We start from the raw sequence: 16,626 nt of genomic DNA, 5'->3' as shown, positions 1-16,626 counted from the left end.
CCGGTCGAGGGCCTGGCCCCGCCCTCGCAGGCCGATGTCGTACGCCGGGCGCTGCGCGAGGGATGGACCGCGCGGACGCTGCGGGAGGAACTGCGGGCCGGCGCCAAGCGGCGCGAGAGCTGAAGGGAACACGGGTCACGTCATGGGACTTCTCGACGACAAGGTCGTCCTCGTCAACGGCGGCAGTCAGGGCGTGGGTGCCGCCGTCGCCCGGGCCGCGGTCCGCGAGGGGGCGGTGGTGGCGGTGAGCGGGCGCCGCCCGGAACCCGGTGAGGCGCTGGTCGCCGAGCTGACCGGCCGGGGCGGCACGGCGCTGTTCGTCCGGGCCGACCTGGCGGACGCCGAGCAGGCCAGGGGCTCGGTCACCCGGGTGGTGGAGGAGTACGGCAGGATCGACTGCCTGGTCAACTCCGCGGGGCTCACCTCGCGCGGCACGCTCCTGGACACCACGCCGGAGTTGTTCGACCAGCACATCGCGATCAACCTGAAGGCGCCGTTCTTCGCCATGCAGGCCGCGGTGGCGGACATGGTGCGGCGCGAGGCACCCGGCACCGTCGTCAACATCATCACCTCCTCGGCGCACGGCGGGCAGCCGTTCCTCGCGCCGTACGTGGCGGCGAAGGCGGGACTCGCCGGCCTGACCCGCAACGCGGCCCACGCCCACCGCTGGGACCGGATCCGGATCAACGGCGTGAACATCGGCTGGACCGCCACCGAGGGCGAGGACGCCACCCAGCGCACCTTCCATGCCGCCGGGGACGACTGGCGCGAACAGGCCGGCGCGCGGCTGCCGATGGGCCGGCTCGGCCGGCCGGACGAGATCGCCGACTTCGTGGTCCTGCTGCTCTCCGACCGTTCCGGAGTGGTCACCGGGTCCGTGATCGACTGGGACCAGAACGTCCTCGGCGGCCTCGACTGACTCCCCCGCCCCACCTTCCCCTGCCCGTCAGCGCCCCCACCCCCGCACTCACTTCCCCACTTCCGCACTTCCGCACTTCCGCACTTCAGCACCTCAGCACCTCAGCACCGAAGGAGCACCGTCCCCATGCGCATCGGAATCCTCGGCCTCGGCCGTATCGGCGCCTTCCACGCCGAGACCCTGTCCGGGCTCGACACCGTCGAGTCCCTCGTCGTCTCCGATCCGTTCGCGGAAGCCGCGAAGGCGGCCGCCGAGCGGTTCGGGGCCGAGGTCGCGGACACCCCCGAGGCGCTGCTCGCGGCGGGGGTGGACGGGGTGGTGGTCGCCGCCGCGACCGACGCCCATCCGGCGCTGATCGTGGCCTGCGTCGAGGCGGGGGTGCCCGTCTTCTGCGAGAAGCCCGTGGCGCGCACCATGGCCGAGGGAGTGGAGGTCCTGAAGGCCGTCGACGGCCGGGAGGTGCCGGTCCAGATCGGTTTCAACCGCCGCTTCGACGCGGGCTTCGTCGCCGCGCGGGCCGCCGTGCGGAGCGGGGAGCTGGGCACACTGCACACGGTGCGCTCCACCACGCTGGACCCGGCGCCGCCGCCGGCCGCGTACATCGCCGCCTCCGGGGGCATCTTCCGCGACTGCTCGGTGCACGACTTCGACATCATCCGCTGGGTGACCGGCCGGGAGGTGACCGAGGTCTACGCGGCCGGCGGCAACCGGGGTGCCGCCTACATCAAGGAGGCGGGGGACGCCGACACCACCGGCGCGGTCCTCACCCTGGACGACGGCACGCTCGCGGTCGTCTCCAACAGCCGTCACAACGCGCGGGGTTACGACGTCCGCATGGAGATCCACGGTTTCACGGACTCCATCGCGGTGGGTCTGGAGGACAAGCTGCCGCTGCGGTCGGTGGAGCCGGGCGTGACCTTCCCGGCGGGCACCCCGCACGACTTCTTCATGGACCGGTTCACGGCCGCCTACCGCGCCGAACTGGAGGCGTTCACCGAGGTCGTGGCCGGCTCCCGCCCCTCGCCGTGCACCGTCGCGGACGCCCTGGAGGCGGGCTGGATCGCCGAGGCGTGCACCCTCTCCCTGCGCGAGCACCGTCCCGTCACCGTCGAGGAGGTGCGGCAGGGCTGAGCGGACCGGTTCCGCGCCGACACGACCGCGGCCGCCCCCGGGAGGGCGGCCGCGGTCGTGGTGTCAGCGGTACAGCGGTGGTTTCTCCACCAGGTCGACCTCCACCCGGCCGCCCTCCTCCAGCGCGCGGACACCGGCCTCGCAGACGGCCGCCGCGGCGTAGCCGTCCCAGGTGCTCGGTCCGGTGACCTCGCCGCGCCTGGTGGTGTCGACCCAGGTCTGGATCTCGTCGTCGTATGCCTGGGCGAAGCGGTCGGTCCAGTCCTGGGTGATGGTGCCGCCCCAGCGGCCGGCCGTGTGGGTGATCAGGGAGTGGCCGTCGCCGATGCGGGCGGTGCCGCGTTCGCAGACCACCTCGGCCCGGACCTGGTAGCCGAAGCCGCAGTTGACGAAGATCTCCACGTCGGAGAGGGCGCCGCCGTCGGTCTCCAGGACGACGAACTGAGGATCGCTCAGCCCTTCGGGGGCGCCCGCTGACGGGGTGGGGCGCAGCACCGTCACGGCACTGATCTCGTGGCCGAGGAGCCAGCGGGTCGCGTCCACCTCGTGGGCGACGGAGTCGCTGATCAGCATCGCGCTGGTGAAGAAGGGCGGGGAGGCCACGTTGCGGTGGCGGTTGTGCAGCATCAGCGGACGGCCGAGCCGTCCGGTGGACAGCAGCGCCTTCAGCCGCACGTACTCGCTGTCGTAGCGGCGCATGAAGCCGACCTGCACCCGGCGGTGGCCGAGGGCCTGTTCGGCTTCCATGACGCGCAGGGCGGAGGCCGCGTCGGGGGTGAGCGGCTTCTCGCACAGGACGGGCAGATCGTGCTCGAACGCGGTGAGCAGAGCGGCTTCGTGGGCCGGCCCGGAGGAGGCGATCAGCACCGCGTCGACGTCGGCCGCCGCCATCGCGGCGGCGGCGTCGGTGTGGGCGGTGCAGCCGTCGATGCCCGCGGCGACGGCCCCGGCCCGTCCGGCGTCGATGTCCACGACGGCGGTGACCCGCGCGCCGCTGACGACCCGGTCGATCCGGCGTACGTGGTCCGTGCCCATGCGGCCGGTGCCGATGACGGCGATGCCCAGTGGCTCGCGCCGGTCCATCTCTTCTCGCCTCCCGGTCCGGGTCGTCAGGCGCCGCAGGAGCGGAGGAACTTGCGGGTGCGCACCGCGATCGGGAGCGGCTTGTCGGGCTCGCAGGGGTACATGTCCTGCTCGACGATGGCGAACAGGTCCACGTCGAGCTTCTGGGCGGCGGTGAGGACCGGGCCGAGGTCGGGTACGCCCGCGGGCGGTTCGCACATCACGCCGCGCTGGACGGCGGGCCCGAACGGGATCTGGTGGGCGACCACGTCGGCGAGGATCTCCGGGTCGACCTGCTTGAGGTGCAGGTAGCCGATGCGCTCGCCGTAGGTCTCGATCAGCTTGACGCTGTCGCCGCCGCAGTAGGCGTAGTGGCCGGTGTCCAGGCAGAGGTTGACGAGGCCGGAGTCGGTGGAGTCGAGGAAGCGCTCGACGTGCTCCTCGGTGTCGATGTGGGTGTCGGCGTGCGGGTGGACGACGATGTCGAGGCCGTACGTCTCCTTCACCTCGCGGCCGAGGCGTTCCATGCCCCGGGTGAGGTGGCCCCACTGCTCGGTGGTGAGCTCCGCGGGTTCGAGGATCTCGGCGGTCTTGTCGTCGCGCCAGAAGGAGGGGATGACGACGAGGTGCCCGGCCCCCATGTCCCGGGTGAGCGCGGCGACCCGGCTGACCTGCTCCCAGGTGGACTCCCACTCGGCGGGACCGCGGTGCAGTCCGCAGAAGATGGTGCCGGCCGAGACCTTCAGGCCCCGCCGGTCCACCTCGTCGGTGAGGCGGGCCGGGTCGGTCGGGAGGTAGCCGTAGGGGCCGAGTTCGATCCAGGAGTAGCCGGCCTCGGCGACCTCGTCGAGGAAGCGCTGCCAGGGCACCTGCTGCGGGTCGTCGGGGAACCAGACGCCCCAGGAGTCGGGGGCGGAACCGACCCGGATGCGGTCGAGCGCGACTGCCATGTCAGGACCTTCCTTCCTCGGGTGCGGCCGCGGGGGCCCGGAGGTCACCCTCCTCGGGGAGCTCCTCGGTGTCGACGCCGCGGACCTGCGCGAGTTCGTGCTTGAGGGCGGCCAGTTCGGCACCGCCGGCCATGTGGTTGGTCAGTTCGTCGAGGCCGACCCGGCTGCGGTCGGCGCTGAGTTCCATGGTGCCCAGGCGCAGCACGCTGAAGTGGTCGCCGACCATGTAGGCGTGGTGCGGGTTGTGGGTGATGAAGATGACGCCGAGGCCGCGGTCGCGGGCCATGGCTATGTACTTGAGGACCACGCCGGACTGCTTGACGCCGAGGGCGGCGGTCGGCTCGTCGAGGATGAGGACGCGGGCGCCGAAGTGGACGGCGCGGGCGATCGCGACGCACTGGCGCTGGCCGCCGGAGAGGGTGCCGATGGGCTGTTCCATGTCGTCCAGGACGATGCCCATGTTGCGCAGTTCCTCGTCGGCCGTCCTCTTCATCCGGTCGATGTCGAGTCGGCGGACGGGCCAGGGGCCCTTGGTGAGTTCGGAGCCGAGGAAGAAGTTCCGCCACACGGGCATCAGCGGGACGACCGCGAGGTCCTGGTAGACGGTGGCGATGCCCTTGTCGAGGGCTTCGCGCGGGCTGGAGAAGCGCACCGGGCCGCCGTCGACGAGGAACTCGCCCTCGGTGTGCTGGTGCAGCCCCGAGATGATCTTGATGAGGGTGGACTTGCCGGCGCCGTTGTCGCCGAGGACGCAGCTCACCCTGCCGGGGTGGACGGCGAGGTCCACGCCGTGCAGGGCGCGGATGTTGCCGTAGGACTTGCCGGCGTCGCGGAGTTCGACCAGGGGGCGGCCCCCGTCGGAGGGGCCGTCCTCGAGGGCGGTGGAGGTCTTCTTGTCGGTCATTGCGGTCACCTCCGGGTCGCCGTGCGCTGGACCCACAGATTGATGAGGACGGCGCCGAGGAGCATCACGCCGAGGAATGCCTTGAACCAGTCGGGGTTCCAGCCGGCGTAGACGATGCCCTGCTGCACCATGCCGAACATGAAGGCGCCGAAGACCGGGCCGATCGCCGAGCCGTAGCCGCCGGTCAGCAGACAGCCGCCGATGACCGCCGCGGCGATGTAGATGAGTTCCTGGCCGACGCCCTCGCCGGACTGCACGGTGTTGAAGGAGAACAGGTTGTGCATGCCGATGAACCAGGCGCCGAAGCCGACCAGCATGAACAGCGAGATCTTGGTGAAGGTGACGGGGACGCCGACCGCGCGGGCGCTGTCCTTGTTGCCGCCGACCGCGAAGATCCAGTTGCCGTACTTGGTGCGCAGCAGGACCCAGGTGGCCAGGGCGGCGAAGACCAGCCACCACACCACGGTGATCTTCACCTGGACGCCGCCGACCTCGAAGCTGGAGGCGAAGATCGCCTTGGCCTGGGCGAAGCCGTCCATGTCGCTGATGTCGTCGGTGGCAACGTTGCCGGTGACCAGTTTCGTCACCGCGAGGTTGACGCCCTGGAGGATCAGGAAGGTGCCGAGGGTGACCAGGAAGCTGGGCAGCCCGGTCTTCACCAGCATCCAGCCGTTGAACATGCCGACGGCGAGGGACACCACCAGGGCGACGACGACGCCCACCCAGACGTTCATGGTGAGCTGGTAGCTGAGCATGCTCGCGGTGAGCGCCGAGGTGATGACGGCGACACCGGCCGAGAGGTCGAACTCGCCGCCGATCATCAGCAGCGCCACGGGCAGCGCCATGATCCCGATGGTCGACGACTGGTACAGGATGTTCGCCATCGAGCTGCCGTCCCGCACGGGCGGGGCGGTGAAGAGGAAGAACACCAGGACGGCGACGGCGCCGAGGAACACGCCGACCTCGGGCCGGGCGAGCAGCCGCAGCGCCAGCGGGCGCCGCACCGTGCGGCCGTCGCTCTCCTTGGGGCCGGGAGCCGGCGGCGGGGTGACCGCCGCCGGCTCAGCCTGTCGCGCCATGCTCATCACCGAGTGCCCTTCGCGGCGTACTCGGAGACCGCGTCGACGTTGGACTTGTCGACGAACGCCGGGCCGGTGAGGACCGGCTGCTCACCGCCGCCGCTGTAGTTGCCGTTGTTCTTGTAGAGCCACAGGCCGTCGACGGCGAGGTAGCCCTGGAGGTAGGGCTGCTGGTCCACGGCGAACTCGATGTCGCCGGCCTGGATCGCCTTGGTCAGGTCCTTGTTGAGGTCGAAGGTGGCGACCTTCGCCTTGCTGCCGGCGTCACCCACCGACTGCACGGCGGTCGGCGCGAAGGGCGCGCCGAGGGTGACGACGTAGTCGATGGAGGAGTCCTGCTTGAGCTTGGCGGTGACGGTCGACTTGACCGACGGCATGTCGGTGCCGTTGACGTTGACGACCTGGGTCTTGCCCTCGAAGGTCTTCTTCACGCCGTCGCAGCGCTGGGTCAGGCCGACGTTGCCCTGCTCGTGGACGACGCAGAGGGTGCTCTTGGCGCCGACCTCGTTGAGCTTCTTGCCGAACGCCTCACCCGCGACCGACTCGTCCTGGCCGAAGAACTCCAGCAGGCCGAGGTCCTTCCAGTCACTCAGCCCGGAGTTGAGGCCGACCACGGGTATGCCGGCCGCCGAGGCCTTGTTGATGACGTCCTTGAGGGCGTCCGGCTTGGCGAGGGTGACGGCTATGCCGTCGACCTTCTGGTCGATCGCGTTCTGCACCAGGTTGGCCTGGTTGCCCGCGTTCGGGTCGGCGGAGTAGACGAGGTCGACGTTGTCCTTGGCGGCCGCGGCCTCGGCACCCTTGCGGACGATGTCCCAGAAGGTGTCGCCGGGCGCCTGGTGGGTGACGAGGGCGACCTTCATGCGGGGCGTGGAGGCCTTGCCCGCCGAGGCGTCGTCTCCGCCCTCCTCCGACTTCTTGCCGCCGGAACCGCTGGAACAGCCGGCGAGGGTCAGGGCGGCTGCCGCCGCGATCGCGACGAACGGCGCGATTCTGCGGGAGCGGGTGTGAGAAGAGCGGTCCATCTGTCCTGCACCTCACTGTGCTACGCGGGGAAAGGGCGGGAGTCCGGGGCCCGGTGGCCCGGGACTCCGGGAGTTCGGGTGTGTGCCATGGCACACGGCTGTCGTGCTGGGACGCGATCCAATCCCCAGATACGGCTGCTGTCAATACTTTGTTAAGACATCATTTCACGCACTCGTCCGAATGTAAGTACAAACTATTGACATCGCCGCCCCCGGAGACCTACACCTGAGAGGCAGCAGGTCCCCGGAATCCCCGTCCCACCGTGGTAGGGCGCCTCGGGACCCGCATCCCCAGCAGCTTCAGGAGCATCGCTTCATGGCCGACTCACCACAGTATTTCGACCTCATCACCATGGGTCGCATCGGGGTCGATCTTTATCCCCTGCAGACCGGTGTGCCGCTGTCGCGGGTGGAGACATTCGGGAAGTTCCTGGGCGGATCGGCCGCGAACGTCGCGGTCGCGGCCGCCCGGCTGGGCCGCTCGACGGCCGTGATCACCCGCACGGGGGCGGACCCCTTCGGCACCTATCTGCACGAGGCGCTGAACGACTTCGGCGTGGACGACCGCTGGGTCACCCCAGTCCCCGGCCTCCCCACCCCCGTCACGTTCTGCGAGATCTTCCCGCCGGACGACTTCCCCCTCTACTTCTACCGCCGCCCCAAGGCCCCCGACCTGGAGATCCACACCCACGAGCTGGACCTGCCCGCCGTGCGCGCGGCGGGGATCTTCTGGATCACCGGCACCGGTCTGAGCGAGGAGCCGAGCCGCTCGGCCACCCTCGACGCCCTCGCGGCCCGGGACCGGGCCGGCACCACCGTCTTCGACCTCGACTGGCGCCCCATGTTCTGGCGGGACCCCGACCAGGCACGCCCGTACTACCGCGAGGCGCTGCGACACGCCACGGTCGCGGTCGGCAACCTCGAGGAGTGCGAGGTCGCCACGGGGGTGCGCGAGCCCGAGGCCTGCGCCGAGGCGCTGCTGGCGGCCGGGGTGGAGCTCGCCGTGGTCAAGCAGGGTCCGAAGGGCGTGCTCGCCGTGCACCGCGACGGCACCCGGGCCGAGGTGCCCCCGGTGCCGGTCGAGGTGGTCAACGGTCTCGGCGCGGGCGACGCCTTCGGCGGCTCGCTCTGCCACGGTCTGCTCTCCGGCTGGGACCTGGAGCGGACCATGCGCCACGCCAACGCCGCCGGCGCCCTCGTCGCCTCGCGCCTCGCCTGCTCGTCCGCCATGCCGACCCCGTCGGAAGTGGCGGACCTCCTCGCGCGGGCCGCGTCGCCGGACGCGGCGGGCCTGCCGAGCCAGTCCTGAACGGAGCCCTTTCCCTTGAATCTCAGCATCCCCGACCTCACCGCGGTCCGCGCCCGGAACCCGGAGGCCGTCGCCGAGGCGGCCGCCCGCCGGGCCCGCCGCCCGCTGATCGGCGACAGCGGCCGGCTGATGATCGTGGCCGCCGACCACCCCGCCCGGGGCGCGCTCGGCATCGGTGACCGGCGCCTGGCCATGGCGGACCGGGCCGACCTGCTGGAACGTCTCTGCGTCGCGCTGTCCCGGCCGGGAGTGGACGGGGTGCTGGCCACCGCCGACATCCTGGAGGACCTGCTGCTCCTCGGGGCGCTGGAGAACAAGGTCGTCATGGGTTCGATGAACCGCGGCGGCCTGGCGGGGGCCTCCTTCGAGATGGACGACCGTTTCACCGGCCACCGCGCCGAGGACATCGCCCGGCTCGGTTTCGACGCCGGCAAGCTGCTGGTGCGGATCGACTACGACGACCCCGGCTCGCTGACCACCCTGGAGTCCTCCGCCCGCGCCGTCGACGCCATGGCCGAGCGCGGGCTGCCGGTGTTCGTGGAGCCGTTCATCTCCCGCCGGGTGGACGGCCGGGTGCGCAACGACCTGTCCGCCGAGGCCGTCACCCGCTCCATCGCCATCGCCTCGGGGCTGGGCGGCACCTCCGCCTACACCTGGCTGAAACTGCCGGTCACCGACGACGTCGACGACATGGAGCAGGTGCTGCGGACGTCGACGCTGCCCGTCGTGCTGCTCGGCGGGGAGGTCGGCGACCAGGAGGCCGCGTACGAGCGGTGGGGCAAGGCGCTCCGGCTGCCCACCGTGCAGGGGATGGTCGTCGGCCGCTCCCTGCTCTACCCGGCGGACGGCAGTGTGGAGAAGGCCGTCGACACGGCCGTCGGACTGCTGTGACGAGCCCCTACGACCACGGAGGCACCGCATGACGCATCACCTTCCCGCGGGCAGCGCCCCCGCCGGCCCCTACGCCGTCGACGTCACTCCGCGGACGGCAGGCTGGGGTTACTCGAGTCTGCGCGTCCTGGAGCTGGAGCCCGGCGGCACGCACACGTTCGACGCCGGCGACAGTGAGTGGATCGTGCTGCCGCTGAACGGTGGCTGCACCGTCGCCGTGGACGACGACTTCGGCCACGACACCTTCGAACTCACCGGCCGCACCAGTGTGTTCGACGGCGTGAGCGACTTCGCCTACGTCCCGCGCGACGCCCGTGCGCGCGTCACCTCCGCCGGGGGCGGCCGGTTCGCCCTCACCGGCGCCCGCTGCACCCGCCGCCTGCCCGCCCGTTACGGACCCGCCTGGGGCGTGCCGGTGGAACTGCGCGGCACCGGGAACTGCTCGCGGCAGGTCAACAACTTCGGTGCGGCGGGCGAGTTCGAGTGCGACCGGCTCATCGCGGTCGAGGTGCTCACCCCGGGCGGCAACTGGTCCTCCTTCCCGCCCCACAAGCACGACGAGCACCGGCCGGGCGAGGAGTCCGTGCTGGAGGAGATCTACTACTTCGAGTTCGCCGCCCACGACGGCACCCCGGGCCTCGGCTACCAGCGGGTCTCCCCCTCCGGCCCGGGCCGCGACACGGACGTGCTGGCGGAGGTGCGCGACGGCGACGTCGTCCTCATCCCGGACGGCTGGCACGGGCCGTCCATGGCGGTGCCCGGCCACCACATGTACTACCTCAACGTCATGGCCGGCCCCGGGGACGAACGCGCCTGGCTGATCTGCGACCACCCCGACCACGCCTGGATCCGCGACACCTGGCAGGGCCGGCCCGTCGACCCCCGACTCCCCCTATACACCGCACCGGAGAGGTCCGCATGAGTGCCACCACCCGCCGACTGACGACCGCCCAGGCGCTGGTGCGGTTCCTGTCCGCCCAGTACACCGAGCGGGACGGCGTGCGCCGCCGGCTGATCGCGGGCACCTGGGGCATCTTCGGTCACGGCAACGTGGCCGGCATCGGGCAGGCGCTGGTCGAGTACGCCGATGTCATGCCGTACCACCAGGGCCGCAACGAGCAGGCGATGGTGCACGCGGCGGTCGGCTACACCCGGCAGCTGAACCGGCTCTCCGCGCAGGCGGTCACGACCTCCATCGGCCCCGGCGCGACCAACCTGGTCACCGGGGCCGCCCTCGCCACGATCAACCGGCTGCCCGTCCTCCTGCTCCCCGGCGACTACTTCGCCTCCCGCGCCGCGGACCCCCTGCTCCAGCAGCTCGAACACCCGGTCGAGGCCGATGTGTCGGTCAACGACACGCTCCGCCCGGTGTCGCGGTACTTCGACCGCATCACCCGCCCCGAGGCGCTGATCGCCTCCGCGCTGAACGCGATGCGGGTGCTCGCCGACCCGGCAGAGACCGGCGCCGTCACCCTCGCCCTGCCGCAGGACGTGCAGGCGGAGGCGTACGACTGGCCGGAGGAGTTCTTCGCCGACCGCGTGTGGTCCGTACGCCGCCCCGCCCCGGACCCGGTGGAGCTGGCGGCGGCCGTGGAGGCCGTACGGGCGGCGCGGCGGCCGCTGATCGTCGCGGGCGGCGGGGTGCACCACAGCGAGGCCGAGGAGGCGCTCAAGGCGCTGGTGGACGCCACCGGCATCCCGGTCGCCTCCACCCAGGCCGGCAAGGGCTCCCTGCGCCACGACCACCCCGCCGACCTCGGCGGCATCGGCCACACCGGCACGGCGGTGAGCGACGAACTCGCCCGCACCGCCGACCTGGTGATCGGCGTCGGCACCCGCTACACCGACTTCACCACCGCCTCCGGCACCCTGTTCCAGAACCCGGACGTGCGCTTCCTCAACCTCAACATCACCGCCTTCGACGCCCACAAGCTGGCGGCGCGCACCCTGGTCTGCGACGCGCGGACCGGTCTGGAGCAGCTCGCCCGGGCGCTGGCCGGACACCGGGTCGAGGACGCGTACGCGGACGGGTACCGGGCGGGCAAGGAACGGTGGGAGCGGGTCGTCGAGCGCGCCTACCGTGCCGACGACGACAGCGCGGTACCGACGCAGACGCAGGTGCTGGGCGCGCTGGACGCGGTCGTCGGCGACGAGGACGTGGTGATCAACGCGGCCGGCTCGCTCCCCGGCGACCTGCACAAGCTGTGGCGCGCGCGCAGCCCCCGCCAGTACCACCTGGAGTACGGCTACTCCTGCATGGGGTACGAGATCCCGGCCTCGCTGGGTGTCCAGCAGGCCGCCCCCGGCACCCCGGTGTGGGCGCTGGTCGGCGACGGCACCTATCTGATGATGCCGACGGAGATCGTCACCGCCGTCCAGGAGGGCCTGCCGGTCACCATGGTGCTCATCCAGAACCACGGCTACGCCTCCATCGGAGGTCTCTCCGAGGAGACCGGCGGCGAACGCTTCGGCACCGCCTATCGCCACCGGGCCGCCGACGGCACCTTCACCGGCGCACCGCTGCCCGTCGACCTCGCCGCGAACGCGGCCAGCCTCGGCATGGAGGTGCTGCGCGCCAAGACCGTCGGCGAACTGCGCGGCGCGCTGGCCGAGGCACGCGTCTCGGACCGTCCGACCTGCGTGTACGTCGAGACCGACCCGACGCCCACCGCTCCCGGGGCCGAGGCCTGGTGGGACGTGCCGGTGGCCGAGGTGGCGTCCCGCCCGGCCGCCGTCCGGGCCCGCGAACGGTACGACGCGCAGGTCGCCGGACGCCGACGTCACCTGTGAACCCGCCCGCACCGTCCGCACTCCCCGAGGGAGGTTCGTTCCATGGCGAAGACCGGTGACCGCGCCCGCGCGGCGGCCGAACCCGCGCTGAGCACCCTGGACTTCGCCCTGGACCGGGGCAGTCCGGTGCCGCTGTACCACCAGCTCGCCCAGCAGCTCGAGGCGGCCATCCAGCACGGAGTGCTCGCCCCGGGCAACCTGCTGGGCAACGAGGTGGACCTCTCGGTCCGTCTCGGCCTGTCCCGCCCCACCGTCCGCCAGGCCATCCAGTCACTCGTCGACAAGGGACTGCTCGTCCGGCGGCGCGGGGTGGGCACCCAGGTGGTGCACAGCAGGGTCAGGCGCCCGCTGGAGCTGAGCAGCCTCTACGACGACCTGGAGGCGGCCGGTCAGGGACCGGCCACGCTGGTGGTCCGCAACGAGACGGTCCCGGCCCCCGCCGGCGTGGCGGCGGCTCTCGCCCTGGCGGAGGGCGACGAGGTCGTCCTCCTGGAACGTCTGCGCAGCACCCACGGCCAGCCGGTCGCCCTGCTGTGCAACTATCTGCCGGCGGACCTGCTGGACCTGGACGACGACCGTCTGGAGACGACCGGGCTGTACCGGATGATGCGCTCGGCCGGCATCACCCTGCACAGCGCCCGCCAGACCGTCGGTGCCCGCTCGGCCACCGGGCCGGAGGCGGCACGCCTGGACGAGCGGGAGGGCGCGGCCCTGCTCACCATGGAGCGCACGGCGTACGACGACACGGGCCGGCCGGTGGAGTTCGGCACCCACATCTACCGCGCGTCCCGGTACTCCTTCGACTTCCAGCTGCTGGTCAGGCCCTGAGGCCGGCGCTGAACGGGGTGACCGGGCGCGGCAGGCGTTCGCCGTCCACGGTCAGGTCGACCGCCTCGTTGTAGAAGGCGAGGCGGTCCTTGATCACGGCCACCGCGGGCAGCGGGTCGGGGTAGCTCCACAGGATGTGCGGCGGTACGGCGCCCTGGCCGCGCCAGGACCAGTAGGCGTCGGCCGTGCCCTTGTAGGGGCACCGGGTGCTGTGCTCCGCGGGATCGAAGAGGTCCAGGCGGACGTCGTCGCGCGGAAGGTAGTAGCGGGTCGGCAGCGAGGTCTCGAACAGCAGGACCGGGTGGTGGGTGTCGGCGACGACGGTGCCCTCGATCCCGACCCGGACGTGGCGGCTGCTCGGCATGGCGTCCACCCGTTTGTGCGGGTCGCGGGGGTGGACGAAGATCTCCTCGTCCTCCTCGTACCAGTGGTCGAGGCCGGTGCGCCCGGACCACGCGAAGGCGATGTACCCGGACAGGTCGTCGGCGGGGAACGTCCAGGCCGCGTTCGGGCGCGGGTCGCCGCCGGCGTGGAGGTCGTAGAAGACCGTCGAACCGGTGTGGCTGCCCGTTTGGGGGCGCCGGGCGGGCAGGAGGAGGTCCGTGCGCACCTCCTCCCGGGGGAAGGCGTACCGCGGGACGGGCAGCCGGGGTTCCCAGACGAGGACCGGGTGGCGGCTGTCGACGACGGTGACGTCGCCGGCGGTGCCGCGCACCCAGCGCTCGCTGGGCTCCCACAGCAGGCCCTCGGGGGTCGCCCGCTGGAAACGGGCGGCGGGGTGGGTGATCATGGCCGGGACTCCCTCCGGATGGGCCGGTGCCCCTTCCACCGTCCCACCGGCGGACGCGGATGTCCGTCTCAGTGCGCCGCGTCCAGCCGGGCCCGCTGCTGCGTGGACAGCTCCAGGTCCACCGCCGCCAGGTTCTCCTCCAGCTGGTCCAGGGACGACACCCCGGCCAGCGGCAGGATCGGCAGTTCGTGGCCGAGCTGCCAGGCCAGCACCACCTGGCCGGGTGTCGCGCCGGTCTCCCGGGCGACCTCGTGCAGCACCGCGAGGCGGGCCGGGGTGCCCGGGTGGTCGTAGTCGTGGGGCAGCCGCCCGGGGCGGGCGTAGGCGCCCTTGAGCAGCGGCGAGTAGGCGACCAGGGTGAGAGCGGGCTCGGCGCGGAGGTAGCCGGACAGCTCCGCCCCGGCGTGGCCGAGGCCGCCGTCGGGGAAGAGGCGCTCGGGGACGTCGGAGCGGGGGCGGAGATAGCTGTGCTGGTACTGCAGCACCTCGTACCCGGGCAGTCCGGCCGCCGCCGCGAGGGCCCGGGCCCGCTCCACCCGCCACACGGCCTGGTTGCTCACGCCGAGCAGCCCGACCGCGCCCTCGGCGACCAGGGCCGCGAAGCCCTCGACCGTCTCCCGCTGCGGGACGGTGTGGTCGTCGATGTGCGCGTACAGCAGGTCCAGCCGCTCCAGCCCGAGCCGCTCCCTGCTGCGCTCGGACGACTCCCTGATCACCTTCGCGGACAGGCCCTCCGGGTTGTCGACGTAGTCGGTGCCGGGGGCGAGGGGGCGTGCGCCGAGCTTGGTGGCGAACACCATCTCCCCGCCCACGCCGCGGCTGCGCCGCCAGCGGCCGAGCAGCTCCTCGCTCTGCCCGCCCTGGCCGCCGTCGGTCCAGAAGGCGTAGTTGTCGGACGTGTCGACGAAGGTGCCGCCGGCTTCGGCGTAGCGGTCGAGCAGGGCGAACGCGGTCCTCTCGTCGGTCGTCGATCCGAACATCATCGCGCCGAGCGCGAGCACGCTCACCCGGCGGCTGTGCGGGCCGGTGCCGATGGTGCGGTACTTCATGGCGGATCCCTCCCTCGCGCACCCCGTCGTCGGGGCACGGCTGGGGAGTCTTCCTCTTGGAGAGCGCTCCAGGTCAAGCGGGCGGGCTCGCACACCCGGGGCGAAACCGTTCCGCTTTGCGGTTCGTCCTGTACGACGGGACGAACGGACGGGGTGGCGGGTGGAGCGGCAGCGGTGGGTGTGGACGCGGGGGCGGGTGCTCGCCGTCTGCGCGGTGCTGACGGCAGGGCTGACGGCGTTCCACGGGGTGGTGCCGAACCGGCCGGGCCGGGTGGGCAGTCTGCTGGAGTCGTTCCTGCCGTGGCTCGGCCTGGCGGTGGTCCCGCTGTTCGTCCTGGCCGTGCTGCGCCGGTCGGCTGTCGCGCTGCTGGCGCTGCTGCTGCCCACGGCGGCCTGGACGCACCTCTTCGGCGGGCTGCTGCTGCCCGGCGCGCCGTCCGGACCGCGCGCCCTGGTGGTGGTGCAGCACAACGTCAGCGACGAGAACACCGATCCGGCGGGCACGGCCCGGGCGCTGGCCGGGGCCGGGCCCGACCTCATCGCGCTGCAGGAGCTGGTGCCCGGCGCGCTGCCGGTCTACGAGCGGGTGCTCGCCGCGCAGTACCCGCACCACGCGGTGCGGGGCACCGTGGGGCTGTGGTCGAGGCATCCGCTGACGGGCACCCGGCTCGTGGACATCAGGCCCGAGGGTGTCCCGGAGCCCTGGAGCCGCGGACTGCGGACCGTGGTCCGCACGCCGCACGGGGACGTCGCGGCGTACGTCGCGCACCTGCCCTCGATCCGTGTCGGGGCGGGCGGTCTGGCGTCGGCCCGGCGCGACGAGAGCGCCGGGCTGCTGGGCGGGGCCGTGGCCGCGGAGCGGCTGGAGCGGGTGATCCTGCTGGGCGATCTGAACGGCACGGTCGACGACCGGGGGCTGGAGCCGCTGACCTCGCGGCTGGGCGTGGCGCGGCGGGGGTTCGCGCTGAGCTTCCCCGCTTCCCTGCCGGTGGCCCGCATCGACCAGGTCATGGCCCGCTCGGCGACCGTCGACCACCTGCGTGCCCTGCCCGCCACCGGCAGTGACCATCTGCCGGTGGCGGCCCGGATCACCCTGCGCTGACGCCGGCGAAAGGCCCCTCCAGCGCGGCCCACTGCAGCAGCATGATGGTCTTCGCGTCGTTGATCCGGCCGGTACGGATCATGCGCAGGGCCTGGCGGAAGGGCAGTTCGAGGATCTCGATGTCCTCGCCCTCCTCGTGCAGGCCCCCGCCCTCGTGGGTGCGGGTCGCCGGGCCGTAGGCGGCGGCGTAGAAGCTGACGCGTTCGGTGACCGAGCCGGGGCTCATGTAGACGTCGAAGACGTGCTGGACGGGGCCGATGGTGTGGCCGGTCTCCTCCACCACCTCACGGCGGACGGCGACCTCGGGGTGCTCGTCCTCGTCGTCGAGCAGGCCGCCCGGTGTCTCGATCAGCAGTCCGTCGGGGTGGCCGTTGACGTAGACGGGGAAGCGGAACTGGCGGGTGAGGAGCACGGTTTCGCGTTCGGCGTCGTAGAGCAGCATGGTGGCGCCGTTGCCGCGGTCGTGCGTCTCGCGTTCCTGGGTGCTCCAGGTGCCGTCGGCGCGCTGGAGGTCGAAGGTCGTGGTCCGCTCGACGTACCAGTGGCTGGACAGCAGTCTCACGTCCCGGATCCTCACCCGCGGGTTGCCGGTCAGGTCACGGCCCGTGCGGTCGAGTCCGGTGCGGCCCCGGCGGTCCGGGGAGTCGATGCCGGCGGTCATCGGCGGGCCGACGGCGGGCAGGGCGGGTGCGCGGTGCTCATGCCCCCGCTTCTATCACGGGCCCGGCCCGGGGAGGCGGGACAGCCGAAAGGCCGTACCGGAGTCCCCGGTACGGCCCGCCGACCTGCTGTTCTCG

General features: G+C 72.3%; 16 protein-coding genes and 1 pseudogene. 9 read left to right on the top strand and 8 right to left on the bottom strand.

What is annotated here, in order from left to right; translation table 11 throughout:
* The 3 genes and pseudogenes from IE172_RS34955 to IE172_RS31220 all read left to right on the top strand — a co-directional run.
* Positions 1 to 123 (top strand): annotated as a pseudogene (locus IE172_RS34955) (phytanoyl-CoA dioxygenase family protein); the annotation flags it as partial.
* 19 nt (positions 124 to 142) lie between these two features.
* Positions 143 to 919 carry an SDR family oxidoreductase gene (locus IE172_RS31225; protein ID WP_190100701.1) on the top strand — a complete coding sequence of 259 codons (777 nt, stop codon included), beginning with the start codon at positions 143 to 145 and terminating at the stop codon, positions 917 to 919.
* 126 nt (positions 920 to 1,045) lie between these two features.
* A complete protein-coding gene (locus IE172_RS31220) occupies positions 1,046 to 2,050 on the top strand; it encodes a Gfo/Idh/MocA family protein (RefSeq protein ID WP_190100700.1) in 1,005 nt (334 codons plus the stop codon).
* A gap of 63 nt (positions 2,051 to 2,113) precedes the next feature.
* On the opposite strand, the gene IE172_RS31215 is transcribed toward IE172_RS31220, so the two are convergent.
* Genes IE172_RS31215 through IE172_RS31195 form a run of 5 tightly spaced genes read right to left on the bottom strand, consistent with a single transcriptional unit; the run spans position 2,114 to position 7,070 of the window.
* Positions 2,114 to 3,133 carry a Gfo/Idh/MocA family protein gene (locus tag IE172_RS31215; RefSeq protein ID WP_190100699.1) on the bottom strand — a complete coding sequence of 340 codons (1,020 nt, stop codon included), beginning with the start codon at positions 3,131 to 3,133 and terminating at the stop codon, positions 2,114 to 2,116.
* A 26-nt stretch (positions 3,134 to 3,159) separates the two neighbouring features.
* Positions 3,160 to 4,062: a sugar phosphate isomerase/epimerase family protein gene (locus IE172_RS31210; RefSeq protein WP_190100698.1), complete on the bottom strand. Its 903-nt coding sequence runs from the start codon at positions 4,060 to 4,062 to the stop codon at positions 3,160 to 3,162.
* Between the two features lies 1 nt (position 4,063).
* On the bottom strand, positions 4,064 to 4,966 hold the full coding sequence (locus IE172_RS31205; protein WP_190100697.1) for an ATP-binding cassette domain-containing protein: 903 nt from the start codon (positions 4,964 to 4,966) through the stop codon (positions 4,064 to 4,066).
* 5 nt (positions 4,967 to 4,971) lie between these two features.
* Positions 4,972 to 6,051: an ABC transporter permease gene (locus IE172_RS31200; protein WP_190100696.1), complete on the bottom strand. Its 1,080-nt coding sequence runs from the start codon at positions 6,049 to 6,051 to the stop codon at positions 4,972 to 4,974.
* Positions 6,051 to 7,070, bottom strand: coding sequence for a sugar ABC transporter substrate-binding protein (locus IE172_RS31195; RefSeq protein ID WP_190100695.1), 1,020 nt, complete (start codon positions 7,068 to 7,070; stop codon positions 6,051 to 6,053). The genes IE172_RS31200 and IE172_RS31195 overlap by 1 nt, the downstream gene beginning before the upstream one ends.
* A gap of 316 nt (positions 7,071 to 7,386) precedes the next feature.
* Between IE172_RS31195 and iolC the strand changes: the two genes are divergently transcribed.
* From iolC to IE172_RS31170, 5 genes are read left to right on the top strand one after another with little or no spacing between them, the layout of a single operon-like run.
* Positions 7,387 to 8,379: a 5-dehydro-2-deoxygluconokinase gene (gene iolC / locus IE172_RS31190; protein WP_190100694.1), complete on the top strand. Its 993-nt coding sequence runs from the start codon at positions 7,387 to 7,389 to the stop codon at positions 8,377 to 8,379.
* 15 nt (positions 8,380 to 8,394) lie between these two features.
* Positions 8,395 to 9,270, top strand: a complete 876-nt coding sequence (locus IE172_RS31185; RefSeq protein ID WP_190100693.1) for a Cgl0159 family (beta/alpha)8-fold protein — start codon at positions 8,395 to 8,397, stop codon at positions 9,268 to 9,270.
* Between the two features lie 28 nt (positions 9,271 to 9,298).
* Positions 9,299 to 10,192, top strand: a complete 894-nt coding sequence (gene iolB / locus IE172_RS31180; RefSeq protein WP_190100692.1) for a 5-deoxy-glucuronate isomerase — start codon at positions 9,299 to 9,301, stop codon at positions 10,190 to 10,192.
* A complete protein-coding gene (gene iolD / locus IE172_RS31175; protein ID WP_190100691.1) occupies positions 10,189 to 12,060 on the top strand; it encodes a 3D-(3,5/4)-trihydroxycyclohexane-1,2-dione acylhydrolase (decyclizing) in 1,872 nt (623 codons plus the stop codon). The genes iolB and iolD overlap by 4 nt, the downstream gene beginning before the upstream one ends.
* A 42-nt stretch (positions 12,061 to 12,102) precedes the next feature.
* Positions 12,103 to 12,888, top strand: a complete 786-nt coding sequence (locus IE172_RS31170; RefSeq protein ID WP_190100690.1) for a GntR family transcriptional regulator — start codon at positions 12,103 to 12,105, stop codon at positions 12,886 to 12,888.
* Here IE172_RS31170 and IE172_RS31165 read toward each other — a convergent pair.
* The gene (locus IE172_RS31165; RefSeq protein ID WP_190100689.1) at positions 12,878 to 13,678 is read right to left on the bottom strand and encodes a DUF427 domain-containing protein; all 801 of its coding nucleotides are present in this window, start codon (positions 13,676 to 13,678) and stop codon (positions 12,878 to 12,880) included. The two genes, IE172_RS31170 and IE172_RS31165, sit on opposite strands and share 11 nt — an antisense overlap.
* 68 nt (positions 13,679 to 13,746) lie before the next feature.
* Entirely contained in the window at positions 13,747 to 14,727 is a 981-nt protein-coding gene (locus IE172_RS31160; RefSeq protein ID WP_190100688.1) for an aldo/keto reductase, read from the bottom strand.
* Between the two features lie 160 nt (positions 14,728 to 14,887).
* Between IE172_RS31160 and IE172_RS31155 the strand changes: the two genes are divergently transcribed.
* Positions 14,888 to 15,829: an endonuclease/exonuclease/phosphatase family protein gene (locus IE172_RS31155; protein WP_229886638.1), complete on the top strand. Its 942-nt coding sequence runs from the start codon at positions 14,888 to 14,890 to the stop codon at positions 15,827 to 15,829.
* Here IE172_RS31155 and IE172_RS31150 read toward each other — a convergent pair.
* Positions 15,816 to 16,490 carry an NUDIX domain-containing protein gene (locus tag IE172_RS31150; protein ID WP_190100686.1) on the bottom strand — a complete coding sequence of 225 codons (675 nt, stop codon included), beginning with the start codon at positions 16,488 to 16,490 and terminating at the stop codon, positions 15,816 to 15,818. The two genes, IE172_RS31155 and IE172_RS31150, sit on opposite strands and share 14 nt — an antisense overlap.
* Positions 16,491 to 16,626 lie beyond the last annotated feature (136 nt).

It is taken from the genome of Streptomyces griseoflavus (assembly GCF_014649995.1).
GTDB lineage: Bacteria > Actinomycetota > Actinomycetes > Streptomycetales > Streptomycetaceae > Streptomyces > Streptomyces griseoflavus.
This window is presented reverse-complemented; position numbering and strand designations above follow the sequence as displayed.

Bases quoted from the DNA above. Each gene is read 5' to 3' on its own strand.
- IE172_RS31225 (WP_190100701.1), top strand. From the start codon at position 143: ATGGGACTTCTCGACGACAAGGTCGTCCTCGTCAACGGCGGCAGTCAG.
- IE172_RS31220 (WP_190100700.1), top strand. From the start codon at position 1,046: ATGCGCATCGGAATCCTCGGCCTCGGCCGTATCGGCGCCTTCCACGCC.
- IE172_RS31215 (WP_190100699.1), bottom strand. From the start codon at position 3,133: ATGGACCGGCGCGAGCCACTGGGCATCGCCGTCATCGGCACCGGCCGC.
- IE172_RS31210 (WP_190100698.1), bottom strand. From the start codon at position 4,062: ATGGCAGTCGCGCTCGACCGCATCCGGGTCGGTTCCGCCCCCGACTCC.
- IE172_RS31205 (WP_190100697.1), bottom strand. From the start codon at position 4,966: ATGACCGACAAGAAGACCTCCACCGCCCTCGAGGACGGCCCCTCCGAC.
- IE172_RS31200 (WP_190100696.1), bottom strand. From the start codon at position 6,051: ATGAGCATGGCGCGACAGGCTGAGCCGGCGGCGGTCACCCCGCCGCCG.
- IE172_RS31195 (WP_190100695.1), bottom strand. From the start codon at position 7,070: ATGGACCGCTCTTCTCACACCCGCTCCCGCAGAATCGCGCCGTTCGTC.
- iolC (WP_190100694.1), top strand. From the start codon at position 7,387: ATGGCCGACTCACCACAGTATTTCGACCTCATCACCATGGGTCGCATC.
- iolB (WP_190100692.1), top strand. From the start codon at position 9,299: ATGACGCATCACCTTCCCGCGGGCAGCGCCCCCGCCGGCCCCTACGCC.
- iolD (WP_190100691.1), top strand. From the start codon at position 10,189: ATGAGTGCCACCACCCGCCGACTGACGACCGCCCAGGCGCTGGTGCGG.
- IE172_RS31170 (WP_190100690.1), top strand. From the start codon at position 12,103: ATGGCGAAGACCGGTGACCGCGCCCGCGCGGCGGCCGAACCCGCGCTG.
- IE172_RS31165 (WP_190100689.1), bottom strand. From the start codon at position 13,678: ATGATCACCCACCCCGCCGCCCGTTTCCAGCGGGCGACCCCCGAGGGC.
- IE172_RS31160 (WP_190100688.1), bottom strand. From the start codon at position 14,727: ATGAAGTACCGCACCATCGGCACCGGCCCGCACAGCCGCCGGGTGAGC.
- IE172_RS31150 (WP_190100686.1), bottom strand. From the start codon at position 16,490: ATGACCGCCGGCATCGACTCCCCGGACCGCCGGGGCCGCACCGGACTC.